Here is a 17,815-nt window from a genome sequence, read left to right on the forward strand (position 1 = left end):
GCGATGTTTTGGCTAAAGCCCTTTGTGATAGACTTCTTTGACCTCCAGCTAAAGCTGGAGGCAATTCATATTATTATTTTACTCCTGCAAGGTTTTCAAAACTTTGTAGGTGTTATATTTAGAAATGATATAAAAAATTAAACCTACAAGGTTTTGAAAACCTTGCAGGAGTAATGCTCGAACTTATAATTTAGATGAAATGATTTCTTTTAATTCACTATTTACTTTGATTTTCACTTTAACAGGAACTTGAGATTTTATTTCGTACTGAATTACTTTTCCATCTTTCCATTTCATGTTTACAGTAAAATTTCCTTCGGCTTTAAGCCCTTTTACTTCGCCTTCTTTTAGCCAAACATCTGGCATAGCAGGCAGTAATTCGATAAAACCGGCATGACTTTGAATTAACATTTCACCAATTCCTGCAGATGCACCAAAGTTTCCATCAATTTGAAATGGCGGCCCTGCAGAAAGTAAATTTGGATACACTCCTCCTCCTGCTCCATAATTGATATTGGTTGCTAATGTTGGTCTTAATATTGTTTTTAATAATTTATAAGCTCTATTACCCTCTTTTAAACGAGACCAAAAAAGCATCTTATAGGCGATTGACCAGCTTGGACCGTCGTCTCCGCGAACTTCAAGTGTTTTTTTAGCTGCTTCCGCAAGTTCCGGTGTGCTTTCTGGTGTGATTAAAGGCGCTGGATAAAGTCCGTATAAATGGGAAACATGACGATGCTGTGCGTCTGGCTCTTTATAAGGTTTTAACCATTCCTGAATTCTTCCGTCGGGAGAAACTACTCCGGGAGGAGGCAGTAATTTAAGTCGTTTTTCAAGCTCGATTTTTAAAGTATTATCCAATCCTAATTTGGATGAGGCTGTAATTACATTATTGAATAATTCACGAACAATCTGATTATCTATTGTTGGGCCCATACAAACATGTGCATCCTGACCGTTAGGCAGAAAAAATGAATTTTCCGGCGACACAGACGGAGAAGTTACGAGCCAACCCGTTTCCGGATCTTTTACCAGCATGCTATTATAAAACTGCGCAGCGCCTTTTATAATGGGATAAATTTCTGCTAAATAAGCTTGATCGTTCGTGTACAAATAATGATTCCATAGATTGTTGCAAAGCCATCCGGAGCCTGCTTTTGCAATTCCCCAAGAGGCGCTTTCTCCCGGTTCTGTAAATCCCCAAATATTGGTTATAACGTGAGCTACCCAACCCTCAGCATTGTAATAGGCTTTGGCTGTTTTTTCGCCGTAAGGCACCATTTCTTTAACCAAATCTTTTAGAGGAAGATTTAATTCAGACAGATTTCCCGTTTCCAAAGCCCAATGATTCATCTGAACATTGACATCCAAATGATAATCTCCGTTCCAGGGAGTTTGTACCTGATGCGCCCATAAACCTTGCAAATTTGGAGGAAGCAAACCGACTCTTGTACTGCTGATACTTAAATATCGTCCATATTGATAAAACAAAACCGGAAGCCCTGTATCTGAATCCGGATTTTTCATAAAAGCATCTAAACGCTCATTTGTAGGCAATGTGTTTTTTGCTGTTTTTCCAAAATTCAAAGCTACTCGATTAAATAACTTTTGATAGTTTTGGATATGGATTTTCTTCTGATCTGCATATTTTTTCTGCAGAGCAGTTTCCAAAGTTTTATCTACAACAGTTTCAAAATTCTGATTTTTAAAATCTGTTCCTGCCGAAACATAAAGCACCACTTCTGTTGCGTTTTTTACTTCGATTGTATTGTTAGTATATAAAACACTTCCATCTGCTGTTTTGGCTTTTACTTTGGCTTTATATTTCATTCCTTTTCCGTCAATTCCGTTGTTTAACTGACCTGTCATCACTAAGGAATTATCACTGCCGTTGATAGTTTTAAAATGTTCCGGTCTGTCCAGCTGAACTGTAAAATTGAGTTTTCCTTTTTTGCTTGAACTCAGTTTTATAAATAAAACATCATCTCCAAAACCTGCAAAATATTCTCGTTTATAGATTACGTCGTCAATGGTAAATTGAGTTGATGCAAGTGCAGTTTGAATATTTAAGTTTCTACTATAATTTATAGCTTTTGATTTGGTTTTATAATCAAACTTTAAAGTCATATCTCCCAAAACCTGATAACATCCAAATTGTACGTTTGCTCCGTCCCCGCTTCCTGAACCCGGACCTGTACAAACAAAATTTTGATTAATAAGCTGTTCTGCTTCGCTGTTTTTATTGGCTAATAACAATTCTCTAATTTGAGGTAAAAAAGTATAGGCTTTATAATTATTAGCATCTTGCGGAGATCCGCTCCAAAGCGTGATATCATTTAGGACTAATTTTTCGGTTTCAATTCCACCATCGGGCATAATTCCTAAACGTCCGTTTCCTAAGGGCAATGTTTCTTCCCATTGAGACGCGGGTTTAGTGTACCACAGTTCCAGCTGATTATTTTGTGAATAACCTAAAATGGGTATTAGTAGTACTAGTAATAATTTGTATTTCTTGATATTCATGGTATTTTGTTTTTTGCCACAGATTAAAAAGATTATCTGTGGTAACTTATATCTTTTTCTCCGTTACGATTGAACCTGACAGGTTTGTTTATGATAAAAATCTTTAAAATAAATTTACCTACAAGGTTTTAGAAACCTTGCAGGATTTTAAACTGATTATTTATTATAGGGAATCGCTTTTACAATTGGTTTTTCACCATTTTTTAAAAGTGTTTCATCAAATTCAATTGTCACTTCTTTGCTTTCGCCTTTTAGTAAAGTGAAATAACTGTCGCTTATGATTGCCGGTAATATTTGAGTTCCAGATTTTTCATTCAACGCTTGAATCTGAATTCCAAAAGCGATTCCCGACGGACTTGAAATTTTAGCCTTTATCAAGTACTTCCCGTTTTGTTTTATGACTTTACTGGAAACATTTACGTTTGCTTTTGGCAGTTTATTCAGTTCTGTAAAATCTTTCATATTGGTGCCTCTCCAATAAAAATTCTCACTGATTAATTTATCCGAAGCATCTTTTAGTTTTAATCGGATAAAATGCACTGGACTTAAATCGGAAGTATCAACATTGGTTTCTGCACCAAAAATTTTGAAATCGTATAATGAATACCCCCAACCAGAACCACGTTTTATTCCTAACATTCGAACGTAACGGCCTTTTGTTTCATCAAATGAAATAGTTTGAAGTCCTTGTTTTCCGTCTTTAATAATACTGACATCTGTCCAGTTTTGTGCATCGGAACTGATTTGGATTTTGTATTCTTTGCCATAAGCATTTTCCCAATTTAAAACGACACGATTGATAATATAGTCCTTTTCAAGATCTACATAAATCCATTCCTTATCCGTCGAATTACTTGCCCAGCGTGTATTTGAATCTCCGTCTGCAACATCTCTTGTGTTTCCGCCATCAGTAGAGGATGCAGTAACATTTTTTTGAAAAGCCAAATCTTTCTGATTGGAATAAAACGGAATTACAAAGCTTTCTACTGCTGTATTAGAATAAGAATCTACTGCTGCATTTTGTTTGTACTTTGCTACCGATTTTCCATCTAAATTATACACAACGACTTCGGCTTTCAGATTTTTAAAATCGGTTCCGGTTGTATTGATTACTTTTACCGAATTGTCTACAGGACTCCACTGAATGTGCATAGGCTCACAAGCCGATTTTACACCCCAATACGCTCCCGTTAAATCATAATAGTAATCGTAAGTCTGCCAAACCATACTTGGATACGAAGATTGGCTCATCCAGATCATAATTCCAGAAGCGTCTTCCCACATATGATCCAACCAGCCTTCGTACATGGCTTTGTTGGTTTCTATGTTTAACAGCTGTGCTTTTCTAGTGTATTCTTCCAGATTATTTGGTTTACCGTAACGTTCTGTAATGCTTTTATCATAATTGTCCGGAGTTGCATTAAAGGCTTTTTGTCCAAAGAAATGTTTGTCCCACATATCGTTTCTTGGCCACCAGTCTTTTTCCGGAATAAACTTTTTAAAGCTTTCAATGTTAGGAAAAACAGCTGTACCAATTTCAGATCTTAAACCCCAGCTTGGCCCGTCGCCAGTTCCGGCGTATGGTTCCGGATATTTTGTAAAATAAAACCTCGGATCTTTATTCCCCCAAAGTCCACTTCCGCTTAAGTTTCCAGTATTGGAACAAGGCTGATAATAACGGTCGTTGTTGTCAAAAGTTTTGATGTTTTCGGCAATCCAGCCATTTAATGGTGGCTGCGGAAGACCTTCATTATTCCCACACCAAATGGCAATACTGGCGTGATTTCTAACGCGTTTTATTTTTTCGATTACATTATTATTAAAAACATGAATATCCAATGGCAAATTCGGATTGGCATTGAGCCAAAAATCATCCCAAACCATAATACCGTATTTATCGCAGGCTTCGTAAAACTCTTCATCTGTTGTTGAACCCAGCCAGTTGCGAATAATATTGTAATTCATTTCTTTGTGAAGTTTTACTTTAAGATCATATTCTTCACCTCTGCAACGAAGCATATATTCGCTCATTCCCCAGTTTCCTCCTTTTAAGAAAACACGTTTTCCGTTTATGGCAATATGTAAAACGCCACCTTCTGTATCGTAAGTATATTTTTTAATTCCGAAAGTTATTTTTTGACTATCTGAAACTACATTTCCAATTTTGAAAGTAAACTGGCAGGTATATAAATTAGGATCGCCATAACCATTTGGCCACCATAATTTAGGATTCTGGATAGAAAGTTCCGGAAACTGTTCTTTGGTCAGTTTTACAGTTGTAATTCCGTCAGCATCCAGATTTATTTTTTTTGAAAACGTTATGTTTCCAGGCATTATCACTCCGGTTAGAACTCCTTCCTGATTTTGTGAAGAGGTATTTTTCAAATCTACTTTTACTTCTAAATCTGCTCGTGCATTGGTTGGTAGATTGGTATGAATCCAAGGATCTGCAATGGTGACTTTATCTGTATTGGTTAAAAAAACATCATCGGTAATTCCTGAATTTAATCCCGGAACATAAGGCATCCAGTCCCATCCGGCGCTTGAAATGTAAGTTGGACTTCCGTAGTTATTTAATGGCTGTTTGGGAATGCTTACTAAAATGTTTAAGACATTTTTTGCTTTACGATTTACAAGCTTTGTAATATCAAATTTACCGCGCTGCATCATCCCGCTTAAAACGGCTATTTTTTTTCCATTAAGATAAATTTCTCCTTCGCGGTTTATTCCTTCAAAATTGAGCCAGATGATTTCTTTGGTGAAGTTCTCCGGAATACTAAATTCCGAACGATACCAAAAACTTCGATCGTATTTTGATTTATCGACCTGATATATATTGTCGCCAAAATTGGGGTCTTTTTCTAATCCGCTAACAACATAAGAGTTGAAGATTGTGCCTGGAACAACTGCTTTTACCCAGTCGGTATCGGCATAATTTGGAGTAAACATTTTAAGGCTGTCTCTTCCTATTTCTGCTTGTGGTTTTACCTTCCAAACAATATCAGAAGAGTTAAGACTTACTTTATTCTGAGCATAAAAATTGAATGAAATGGCATTTAAAACAAATAAATAGATATAAACCTGATACGTATAAAATTTCATACTGTTATTTGAATGATTAAAAAATTGAATTATAAAAAATAAGAATGCCATTTTGGAATAAGTTTTTTTCGAACAGAAGATCTCAGTACTGTTACTACCTATACCCAAAATGGCATTACAAATCAAAATGTGACATTAACCAGATCACATGAACCAAAAAAATAAAAAATTACATTATAGTATTATTGAGAATATTAATACCCGGGATTTTGATCTTCGGGATTAATCTCATCATTAAGCTTGATCTCTCCAATAGGAATAGGATAACGGTTATGAAATGCTGCAATTGTACCGTTTTGTTTAGCCCATTTGTTACGTGCCCCAACTAATTCTACCAATTTTCCTGTACGAATAAGATCCATTCTTCTCCAGCCTTCAAAAGCTAATTCACGCATACGCTCATCCAAAATTTGAACTCTAAACTGAGCTTGAGAAAGTCCGCTCCATTTCATCGCGTCAGGTAATGTTCCTCCAAAAGCTCTTGTACGAACCTGATTAACAAAACCTTCCGCTTCTGTGGTACTTCCTAATTCATTTAAGCATTCTGCGTAGTTAAGTAATACATCAGAGTATCTGATATAGGCTTTATTTTTACCTGAATTCCAGAATGACTGTCTTCCATCCACACGAATATCTTCATATTTTTTAATGTGTGGATCCAGCTCATCACCTCCAAAACCGGCAGGAAGTGTTGGTTTAACGCCCTTATAAGTAAAATCATAACGGATACTCGCATTTTTACGTACATCACCAGCTTCCCATAATCCTCCGTCAGCTTTATCTTTATAGCAATATTGAGTAGGAAGAATAAGATCATAACCTCCAAAATAAGCATATTGATCTATGTTTGCTAAAACTCTTGAACCTGTCTGCCATTGTATCTGGTTGTTATCCGGCCAGTTATTATTATACTGCCATTCATATAATGACTCTGAAGAATTAGCGCGATCTGGATTAAAAACATCTGCGTAATTAGGTAGTAAACTATATTTTCCAGAGCTGATAACTTCTCCAAACCATTGTTTTGCTTTAGTATAATCACGGTATCCTGACGCTTCCGGAGCGTATAAATATACTTTTCCTAAAAGAGCCTGAGCCACACCTTTTGCAGGAAATGCAGGATTGCTCTGAGTTGCTGGCAGTTTTTCAATTGCTCTCTCTAAATCGGCCACTATATAAGAATAAACCAAATCCAAAGGCTGACGCTTTAAACCGAATTCTGCCGATTTTGCTTTATCATTAATCGGTATTTCTCCCCAATATTGCGTAAGCTCAAACATTAATGTTGCTCTTAAAAAACTAGCTTCGCCCATTAAAAGATCACGTTTTGCACTATCTTCTTCAGTATTAATTCCTAATGCTCTAATAGATTGTGCCGCTACTTCAATTACTGGCCATCTGTCATTCCACAATTGTCCAATTGCCTGATTCTCCTGGCTTAAGAAACCATTGTACAAATCAAGTCCTGCCTGGTTTGCATCTCCTGTTACCTGCAAAGCACCTTGTTGTGCTTCGTCTGTGCCGAGAGAAGTGTAAAGTCCAGCACGGTCTTTTTGCATGTTTCTCCAATTTGTTATGGCTCCCAAAAGCACAGGCTCTATTTTACCTAAACTACCATATGCCTGAGCAGCAGTTAATGAACTTTTAGGCTCTTCATCCAAAAAATCTGATGAACAGGAAGCTGATAATATTGCTACGGCCATAAAGGCTATAATTTTTGCTTTCATAAAAATAATTTTTAAAATTAATTTGATTAAAGAGATACATTTAATCCCATAACTATAGCTCTGGATATAGGGTAAGAATCTCCTCCCTCAGGATCATATCCTTTATATTTAGTTATAATGAACAAATTTGATCCCGTTACATAAAATCTCGCATTTTTAAGAAAAACACTTTCTGCAACTTTATCTTTCAATGTGTAAGATAATGTAAGTGCATTTAATCTAAGGAATGAAGCATCCTGGATCGCTTTATCTGTCTCACCTAAAGTGTATCTTCCTCCTCCATAATAGGCTCTTGGCACATCTGTATCAGTATTGGTTGGAGTCCAACGATCCAAAAGGTCTGTATGTGCTGCACTCATCCCTCCTGAGTTCATATAACTTTCGTAGGTTCCGCTTGGTCTCTTACCTCCTATTGAATACGCAAATACTGCATTTAATCCAAAACCTTTATAGTTAAGATCTGTAGAAAAACCACCATAATAATCCGGATTCAAATCGCCAACTACATACCTGTCCTGATCGTTTATTACACCGTCGCCATTACGATCTTTAATTTTAATATCACCAGCCTGAACTGTACGGCTTCCATAATTTACTTTACTAAGGTCTTCACCTTGCTGCGCTATACCATCATATTGAAATACATAAACTGTGTTTACCGATTGCCCTAAGAAAAAGTTTCCGGTACGCTGGATTTCATTATTGCTATAACCACCTAGACTGTATATTTCTGTAGCATCTCCATACAATTTTGTAACCTTATTTTTGGCTGACGAGATATTGGCAGCAACATTCCATTTAAAGTCTTTGTTTTTAATAATGTCTCCACTAAGTTCTAATTCTATACCTTTATTTGTTGTAGCTCCAATATTATCCAGCTTATATTTATATCCTGAAGAAACCGGCATGTTACGCAACATTAAAAGATCGTCATTATTTATATGAAAATAATTAGCACTTGCTGTCAGCCTGTTTTGAAAGAAACCTAAATCTAGTCCAACATTAAATTGTTTTTGTTTTTCCCATCTTAAATCAAAATTGTCAATATAATTATCAGACACATAAGTTCCTGAGTTATTACTAACCTGTGCATTGTATAATGCGAAGTATCTGTAAGCATCTACGTTTTGATTCCCCACAACACCATAACCTACACGAAATTTAAGCTGACTTAATTTTTCAAATCCAGTAAGGAAATTTTCTTTGGCAACATCCCAACTTCCGGCTATTGAAGGAAAGGTTCCCCATTTATTGTTAGGGCCAAATTTAGACGAACCATCTCTTCTAATTGTTCCAGTTATGTTATACTTCCCATCAAAAGTATAGTTTGCTCTTGCAAAAAACGATTCGTTTGAATAATCTGTAAAATTCGAACCTAACTGTGCATTATCTTTTTGATATGCACCTGATAAAGCCATGTATGTCAAATCATCACTAACAAATCCGCGAGCTCTTACATCGGTACTATTACCTGAATTACTCATTACAGAAAATCCTCCCATTACACTTACGTCATGCTTTTCAGCAAAAACTTTACTGTAAGTTACGGTATTATCCCACTGATAATTGAACTGTGAATATCTATAATGATGCGCCTCCCCATTCATAGAATTTCTAAGTGACTGTCCCGTATAACTTGGCACATAATCAAAATTTGCCTGATCTGTAACATCTACAGAAAAAGTAGTTCTGACATCAAGTCCCTTTATTGGTTTAGCACTTAAAAAGTTACTGCTTGTAAGTCTGTTACGCGTGCTTGAATTTATGATATCAAGACTTTTTATCGGGTTATAAAGATTTTGGTCAAATACTTCGCCATATCGAAGATAAGTTGCCTTAGAATCTATAGGCAAAAGTGGATTTGCTCCCAATGCTACTCCAAAAGCACTACCTTCCTGATAATTGCTTTCACTTCTTGAAAAAGTAGTATTGGTACCAAACTGCAGCCATGATTTTAAATCCTGCGTAAGGTTAATTTTTCCATTATATCTTTTAAAATCAGAGTTTTTTAGAAGTCCCTTCTGATCAACATAATTAAAACTCACAAAATAAGTTCCTTTTTCTCCTCCTCCGCTAAAACTTAAATTATGATTGGTTTGAAAACCAGAACGCGTTACCTGATCTAGCCAATTGTAACTTTTACCGGTTCTGTAAGATTCTAATTCATAAGGCGCAAATACAGTCGAACCATCTGACTTAATCTGATTAATATAAGCAGCACGATCAGCCCCTGGATTCTCATCCATATAACGGTTTGCATACGCATCAACTCTTAAATCAAATAATTGCTGACCATTCATCAAAGGGATGTTTCTTGCAAACTCAGATACACCTGTCCAGGTATCATACTGTATTTTTGCTTCTCCTGATCTTGAACCTTTTTTGGTTGTAATTACGATTACTCCATTAGCAGCTCTTGAACCATATAATGCAGTAGCAGAAGCATCTTTAAGCACTTCCATACTTGCAATATCATCAGGATTGATGTTTTCAAAATTGCTGTCTGTAACCAAACCATCGATTACAAATATTGGGTTACCGCCAAAGTTTAGTGAATTATTCCCTCTAATTCTTATCGACCCCGTTTGCCCCGGTACAGCACTTTGTTGAATATATACCCCAGAAGCACGCCCTTGCAAGGCCTGTACCACGTTTGGAGTAGGAACCTCTCTAAGCTTATCCCCGGAAACACTGCTTACAGCACCCGTTAAATCTCCTTTTTTCATTGTAGCTCCAACAATTACAACTTCAGTCAGTTCCTGAGTATTTGGAGTCATTGAAACATTAATTTCGGATTTATTTGCAATTGCAGTCTGAGTATCAAATCCTATAAAACTAAATTCCAGTGTGGAGCCAGATTTTACGTTTAATAATTTGTAACTACCATCAATGTCCGTTACTGTAGAGTTCTGAGTACCTTTTACCAGAATGGTTGCCCCTGGTAAAGGTAAATTTTGATTATCCTTCACTTTACCGGTAATGGTTTGGGAGTAAAGTGTACCGGCAGACAACATAACTACTAAGAAGCATAAGTATCTTATTGCAATTCTCATAATAATTTGGTTTTTTAGTTAATAAATTAGTGAGTTAGTTTTTTGTTATTTATTGAGCATGAAAATAGGAGAAAACAAATTGACTTATACTATCCTATACTATAACATTACAAACATACAAATATTTTCATTACATCCAAATTTATGTTTTAAGAATTTGCTATTTTTTTTAATGATTTATTTCGGGTTTCCTATAAATACAGCGGGTAAAAAAGGAAAAAGAAAATAAAAGTTGTGACAAATTGAAGAAATCTCAGACAAAATCGATCCTCATTTTGATTTAAAACAAAGAAAATCAGTATAAAATCAATCTCTCCAAAAACAAAAAAACAAACAATTGATTCTGTTGGTTTATTTATTAAATTACAATCAATTAAACCTGAGAGGTTTCTACTAAACGCAAAAAAGACGCACAGCGTACGTCTCTAATAGTACTTTTAAATCTTTGAACCTCTGAACCTTTGCGCCTTTAAACCTTAGAACCTCAGCATCTCAGTACCTCAGTACCTTCAAAACTAAGCTATCCCCCATTTAGAGAATAGCACAAAAATGCTAATCATACCAATTATTAAAGCTCCAAAATACCAATAACGATTTTTCCAGGGAGATAATTCAACTGATTCCAACTTGATTTCAGCATAGTTATAGGTCGGATAAAACCTTGAAACCAACAGCATACATATTGAAGTAAATACAAAAAGAAGAGCCAGCATGTGCAGATAATGCAGTTTAATATCTAATACGTAATTAAAAATAATGTAGCTCAGAATAAAAAAGATCATACCTATTTTGGCTGCCTGAGGCGGTACTTTCTTAAACACAAATCCTATCAGAATAATGGTAAAAATAGGCACACAAAACATACCCCCTAATTGCTGTAAATAAGTATAAAAACCTGCTTTACTAAAAATGATAAATGGTGCCGAAAACATAGCTAAAGCCGAAACGATAATTTCAAATTTACGACCAGTGTAAACCAAATGTTTTTCAGTGACTTCCTTATTTCTTTTCTCCAGATAAGGTTTGTAAAGATTTAAAACAAACAAAGTACTGCTGCTGTTAAGTCCAGCATTAAAAGTACTTATTGCCGCTCCAAGAACTACGGCTGCCGTAAGACCAATCATAATACCAGGAAGTGTATCTTTTATAACAAGAGGAAAAACTTCTGCTGTATTTTCTAATTTTTCATAAAGATGTACGCCAACTAATCCCGGAATATTAATTATAAAAGGACATAACAATTTTCCTAAACAAGCCAATCCCATTCCTTTCTGACTATGAGATAAACTTTTTGCCGAAAGTGCCTGCTGCACAATAAACTGTTCCATTCCCCAATAATACAGATTCATAATAAACATTCCTGTAAAAATGGTGCTTAACGGAATTTCATCGTGCGGACCTCCAATTGAATTTAAGTGTTCTTTGTGTTCTGAAAGTAAAATATGAAGGCCTTTAAACCAATCTCCGTTACCTAGAAATTTAAAACCGAAATAAGGAAAAGCAATACCAATAGTCAATAAACCCACACTCAAAACGGTATCACTAATCGATATGGCTCGTAAACCACCTAAAACGGAATATGCACAACCTGTAAGACCAATCAGCCAGACCATAATCCAGATATTCTGCCAATACGTTAATTGCAACGGACCTAAAAAATTAAACATTCCAGTCAGCGCTACTGCACCGCCGTATAATACAGCAGGAAGCAGATTAACGATATAACTACATAAAAATATGATTGACACGAGTCTTTTTGTCGATTGATCGTAACGTTTTCCCAAATAATCAGGAATTGTCATTGCACCGGTTCGAAAATAAATAGGAAGAAAAAATTCAGCAACCAAAAGCATTGCCAGCACAGAACTCACGCCCCATGCCATAACGCTCATGTTGTTGGTGTAAATAGATTCGTTTTCGCCTATAAACTGATTGGCGCTTATATTACTAAGAAGCAAAGCACCTCCAACTATAAAAAAGTTATTGTTATGATCTGCAAAAAAAAGTCCGCTTGTGGTTTGTACCTTTTTTTTTCGAGTTTTTATTGCTGAAATAACGGCAACTAAACCCGTAATCAGTAAGAAACTAACAATGGATAAAACATTCATAAATTACAGCGAATTTCTATCAATAAGAACTGTTGGAATAATTTCCTGTGTTTTTTTTCTGTTCAACACAAAATCGGCTGCTCTTCTTCCCATTTCTGAGAAATCTGTCGAAAATGTGGTTACTCCATCAAAAATGATCTCTTTTACGATATCATCATTGTGCGAAATAAAACCAATGTCTTTACCGATCTTAAGTCCTTTGATTTTAGAATCTTTCAGCATTTCCCAAAGTTCCAGATTGTGAATGGTAAAATACACCTTTCCTTTTTCCAGAGAACCCGATGTATATTCTTCTTTGATTACACCTTTGATGTCATGATCTTTCATAAATCTCTTAAAAGAATTCAAGATTTCATTAGGTTCTGCAGACGATGGCTTGAAGAAGAAAACAAGTTCATCATACTTTTTAATTTTATCTTTAAGCTGCACAAAAGCATTGTAAGACGAATCTCCAAACTCTTGTGCAACATAATTATAATCTTCATCTGTTTCTATAAAACGATCCACCAACAAAACTCTGTTTGTTGGCAATTGTTTTAAGACAGCAGGTGTTTTTTTGTTCGGAATTGGAGCGATAACAAACATTCCGTATTTACCTTTTATACTTTGAATAATATTCTCGAAAGTATCAAAATTATTATGATGGAAGAAAATGTCCAATTGCACATTTTTACCAAGTCCTTTTCTAAAATTCTCGTAAAACATTTCCTGAAAAATATCAAAAGCAAATATCAGCAATGCCACTTTTAATTCTTGCTTTACATCATTGGTCGCCACAAAATAACCCAATCGGTTTTTTGATTCGATAATTCCTCTGTGTACGAGTTCTTTGTAAGCCTTTGCGATGGTTTCTCTTGCAAAACCCAATTCACTAATAAAAGTATTTACAGAAGGCAGTAAATCGCCCTTTACGACTACCTTTTCATCAATTGCATTAATTATTCCCTGAACCAATTGCTCATGTTTAGATAAGGAATTTATAGATTCAAGATTTTTGATCTGCTGAATAATTTGCTTCATAAACGGTTTTAATAGGTATTTATTTAGAAAATATTGTATTACAAATATATACTAATGTTTGAAATTTAGTTTAGGCCTTAGTAATTTTTAAAACTACACTGCTGTTTGATGCAGTAACATTCGGATTAATCCCAACCTGCATTAAAAAATCGCCCGAATATACAGCAGTTTCTACCACTGGTTTTTTATCCGGATATACATTGATTTCTTCTACTTTATAATTTTGTCCTGCCTGCAGTCCTTTTAATTTAATTGGAAGATGTGTTCCTGCTTCATATCTAGAATTAATTGAATAACTGAAAACTACTGCTTCATTACCATTTTTATTAACAAACATCACCGAAGCCGCATCATTACCCCACGGATTTTGTAAACGATATTGATCTCCCTGCCAGATTGTATTACTTAATTCGTTATAGTTTTTTATTGCTTTTTGAGTGAACGCTAAATCTTTGTCATTTAAATCTTTTACTACAATATCAAAACCTAATCTTCCCATCATAGCTACGTCTGTACGGTATTTTAAAGGCTGTTTTCCCCAGTCTGTAACGTGTGCCGCGATAGTAAGCGCAGGATAAAAATACGAGTATTCCCATTGCATGTATACACGCTCTAAAGGATCTGTATTATCACTTGGCCAGAATTCAGTAAAATATTTCAAAGCACCGTAATCTACTCTTCCTCCTCCGCCAGAGCAAAGCATCATTGGCACTTTTGGGTATTTTACGCGAATACGCTCCAAGACCTTGTACAATCCGTTTACGTAATCGGTGTAAAAATTATTTTGTTTGTCTTTTAAATAATTAGAATAAGCGTTATAAATCACAGCATTACAATCCCATTTAATATAAGCCAATTCTGGATTTTCAGTAAAAAGATTATCTACAACTCCATAAACAAAATCCTGAACTTTTGGATTTGCTAAATCTAAAACCAATTGATTACGGAAATAGTGTTCTGCTCTTCCCGGCTGTTTGATAACCCAATCAGGATGTTTTTTATACAAATCACTTGCCGGACTTACCATTTCCGGTTCAATCCAGATTCCAAATTTCACTTGATTATCTTTAGCAGTTTTTACTAAAGTTCCGATACCGTTTGGCAATTTCTTTTTGTTGACATCCCAATCTCCTAAAGCAGCATCATCGTTGTTACGAGGATACGTATTTCCGAACCAACCATCGTCTAACAAAAACATATCAACTCCTAGTTTTTTACTATCGGCGATTAAAACTTTCAATTTCTCTTCATCAAAATTAAAATAGGTTGCTTCCCAATTGTTTAATAATGTCAAACGATCTTCTTTTCCGTCTAAGATTTTGTAATTTCTTGACCAATCGTGCAGATTACGACTTGCCGTTCCTTTTCCTTTTGATGATAAAGTGTACCAAAATTTAGGCGTTGTAAAAACTTCGCTTTTAGCCAATTTATAAGCCGCTGCCGCATTGTTGATTCCCGAAATAATACGAAGATTATTCAATGGATCTAATTCTAAATCGGTTCTAAAATTACCTGACCATTCTAAACCTGCAAATAAAACTTTTCCTTCGTCTTCAGTTGCCGGTTTATCCAATGAAACCATAAATACTGAAGGCTGGAATAAATTGGTACGTGAACCTAATTTAGTATCTAAAACTCTGATTCCGTGAGTTAATTTAGATTCTTCCGGTTGCATTTCTTTTGCCCAGTCACCATGATATTGGTTTAAATAGAAATTATTATATCCTTTCAAATACAAATTAGCCGAAGCGTATTTGTTTAAAGTGATGCTTCCTTTTTCATTATGCTGAATAGTTGTCCATTGCTCGATAACATCTGTATCGAAATAAGCCTGAATAAACAAATGAACTTCAACAGGATATACAGGATCTTTAAGCGTAATTTCTGTTTGAGAAATTCCTGTACCAACAGTATTCGTTTTATGACTTACATATAACAAATCCAAAGAAGTATTTCCGTCAACATGGGTTACTGTGATGGCAGGTTCTAATAAATTTTTTGATCCAGAAGCAGTGTAAGCCGCATTGTAAATTCCTGAATAATCTGTTCCCTGACGAAACTGACCTTGTATTTTAGAATAATCTGAATCGTTTGCTAGTTTTTCACCCAAATAAATGGTGTTAACTTCTTTTCCTGGTGTTACTTGTAAAACTAATGCGTTAGATTTTGTTTTTACAGCAATAATCTGCTGCGCTGTTACTGAACTGCAATAACTCGTGAGAATAAAAATTGCTATCGCAAAAGACTGCCTTAAATTGATACTTTGTTTTTTCATTTTATTATGTATTATTTCTTTATTTTTTTCCTTCTGTAATTCCTTTCCAATTATCTGTTCTAAATGATGAAGCTGGTAATCCTGACGCATTGATTAAATTTCCTTCTGGATTGTCTGCCCAATTGTATCTTACAGCCACAGGATTTGAAACTTCCTGAGCATAAACCACTACTTTTCCATCCACTACTTTTCCATCCACTATTTTTGCTTCTGCCCAATAAAACTTCTGGTCAGATCCTGCAATTGAAAATCCTTTCAGCACACCTTCTTTAGCTTTAATTCCTGTATTAAAATCAAAATCCAGAATAATGCTGTTTTGTTCAATTTTATATGATTTATAAAGAGGTCCTGAATAATCAATTTTGGTATTATACACTTTCGCCAGAGCAATATTCGCCAAGCGTCCTCCCACATCTTGTTTATTTTTCGGATGAATATCTTCTCCATTTCCAATATCGGTTGTAACGGCCATTCCTGTGTTTGGAACTTTTAAAGTCAGAAATTGTACTTCTCTCAATTCTGCCCAATCTGAATCTCCTGGCTGTTTTTTCTTCTCTTTATAATTAGCTAACTGTACAAAGAAAAATGGAAGATTTTTATCTTTGAATTTATCTCGCCAATCATTTATCAAGAGAGGCATTAATTTTTGATATTGATGCGCTCTTTCGGCATTACTCTCACCCTGGTACCAGATTATTCCTTTTATTTTATAATCTAACAAAGGCGCAATCATGGCATTGTATATCGCGCTTGGTCGATTTTGGCCTTGAGCCAAATACGGTTTTGCAGGCAAATCTTTGCTGTCGGCACCAATGCTGTATCTCCAGTCTCCAGATAATGCAATCGTTTCTTTTTCTGATTTTAAAGCAATATTTTCATCTCCGTAAATTCCTCCATTTCCTGATCCGTCAAAAACTCTAATGGCAATTACGTTTTCACCTTTTTTCAAATATTTGGCCGGAATAATATAATGACGTTCTACATTATAACCTTTGGTTTCTCCAATATAATTTCCGTTAACCCAAATTATATCGTCATCATCAGCAAAATAACTCAGATTAAAATCTTTACTTGTATCTGAAATATTTACTTTTTTTCTAAACCAAACTACGCCATCAAAATTTCCTAATCCGTTGCTGTCAAAAAAAGAAGGTACTTTCATTGTTTTCCATGAAGTATCGTCAAAATCAACTGAAGCCCAAATTGCTTTTTCGTTCTGATATCCTTTATCTGCATTAGTAAGATGTTTTTGCCAAACTGCTAAATCAGCATTGTATTTTTTCTCTAAAGTTTCTCTGCTTCCTTCTGATTTCATGGCTTCAATCTGAGCATCAAAATCATGAATGGTACTTAACGCTCCAGAACTTGTCCATGCTTCTATTAATGTTCCTCCCCAAGAAGAATGAATCAATCCGATTGGAATCTTTTTTTCCTGATAAATTTTTCTGGCAAAAAAATAAGCTGTTGCACTAAAATCGGCAATAGTTTTAGGACTGCAGACATTCCAGCCATCGTGTTGTACTTTTAGTGTATTTAATGGTAAAGTACTTTCGATATGTTCGGCTTGTAATAATCGTATTTGAGGATAATCGGCATTTGCAATTTCTTCTTTATAATTATCGATTTTCCCCCAGCCTTCTAAAGGCATTTCCATATTACTTTGTCCGGAACACAGCCAAACTTCTCCAATTAAAATGTTTTGAAGTGTCTTTAAATCTCCATCGTTTATTGCAATACTATAAGGACCACCGTAAACAGGAGTTTTCAAAACCACATTCCATTTACCGTTTACAACATTTGTTTTATATGTTTTTTTATCCCAAGAAGTTGTTACAGTTATTGATTTACCATTACTTTCTCCCCAAAACGGAACTGCACTTTTTTGCTGCAATACCATATTATCTGTAAAGAAAGATGGTAATGAAACTGCAGCACTTATTGCATTTGATGAAAGAATAAATAAGGTAAACACTAAAGCCGTTTTCTTAAAAAAATGTTTTCTCATAA

8 protein-coding genes are annotated in these 17,815 nt (G+C 35.1%); all 8 read right to left on the reverse strand.

Annotated features, from left to right (window positions below):
• Window positions 1-183: 183 nt before the first annotated feature.
• The gene (locus ACFS3A_RS18010) at window positions 184-2,523 is read right to left on the reverse strand and encodes a glycoside hydrolase family 95 protein (RefSeq protein ID WP_379826957.1); all 2,340 of its coding nucleotides are present in this window, start codon (window positions 2,521-2,523) and stop codon (window positions 184-186) included.
• 156 nt (window positions 2,524-2,679) lie between these two features.
• Window positions 2,680-5,625, reverse strand: a complete 2,946-nt coding sequence (locus ACFS3A_RS18015; protein ID WP_379826958.1) for a discoidin domain-containing protein — start codon at window positions 5,623-5,625, stop codon at window positions 2,680-2,682.
• 194 nt (window positions 5,626-5,819) lie between these two features.
• Window positions 5,820-7,352 carry a RagB/SusD family nutrient uptake outer membrane protein gene (locus tag ACFS3A_RS18020; RefSeq protein ID WP_379826959.1) on the reverse strand — a complete coding sequence of 511 codons (1,533 nt, stop codon included), beginning with the start codon at window positions 7,350-7,352 and terminating at the stop codon, window positions 5,820-5,822.
• Between the two features lie 26 nt (window positions 7,353-7,378).
• A complete protein-coding gene (locus tag ACFS3A_RS18025; RefSeq protein WP_379826960.1) occupies window positions 7,379-10,405 on the reverse strand; it encodes a SusC/RagA family TonB-linked outer membrane protein in 3,027 nt (1,008 codons plus the stop codon).
• A 515-nt stretch (window positions 10,406-10,920) separates the two neighbouring features.
• Window positions 10,921-12,513: a solute:sodium symporter family transporter gene (locus ACFS3A_RS18030; protein WP_379826961.1), complete on the reverse strand. Its 1,593-nt coding sequence runs from the start codon at window positions 12,511-12,513 to the stop codon at window positions 10,921-10,923.
• 3 nt (window positions 12,514-12,516) lie between these two features.
• Window positions 12,517-13,533, reverse strand: coding sequence for a GntR family transcriptional regulator (locus ACFS3A_RS18035; RefSeq protein WP_354592016.1), 1,017 nt, complete (start codon window positions 13,531-13,533; stop codon window positions 12,517-12,519).
• 70 nt (window positions 13,534-13,603) lie between these two features.
• Window positions 13,604-15,808 carry an alpha-galactosidase gene (locus ACFS3A_RS18040; RefSeq protein ID WP_379826962.1) on the reverse strand — a complete coding sequence of 735 codons (2,205 nt, stop codon included), beginning with the start codon at window positions 15,806-15,808 and terminating at the stop codon, window positions 13,604-13,606.
• Window positions 15,809-15,827: 19 nt separating this feature from the next.
• Window positions 15,828-17,813 (reverse strand): sialate O-acetylesterase, encoded by a 1,986-nt coding sequence (locus ACFS3A_RS18045; protein ID WP_379826963.1) that lies wholly within the window; start codon window positions 17,811-17,813, stop codon window positions 15,828-15,830.
• Window positions 17,814-17,815: the final 2 nt, after the last annotated feature.

Origin of the sequence: Flavobacterium notoginsengisoli (assembly GCF_042686225.1) — a bacterium.
Taxonomy (GTDB): domain Bacteria; phylum Bacteroidota; class Bacteroidia; order Flavobacteriales; family Flavobacteriaceae; genus Flavobacterium; species Flavobacterium notoginsengisoli.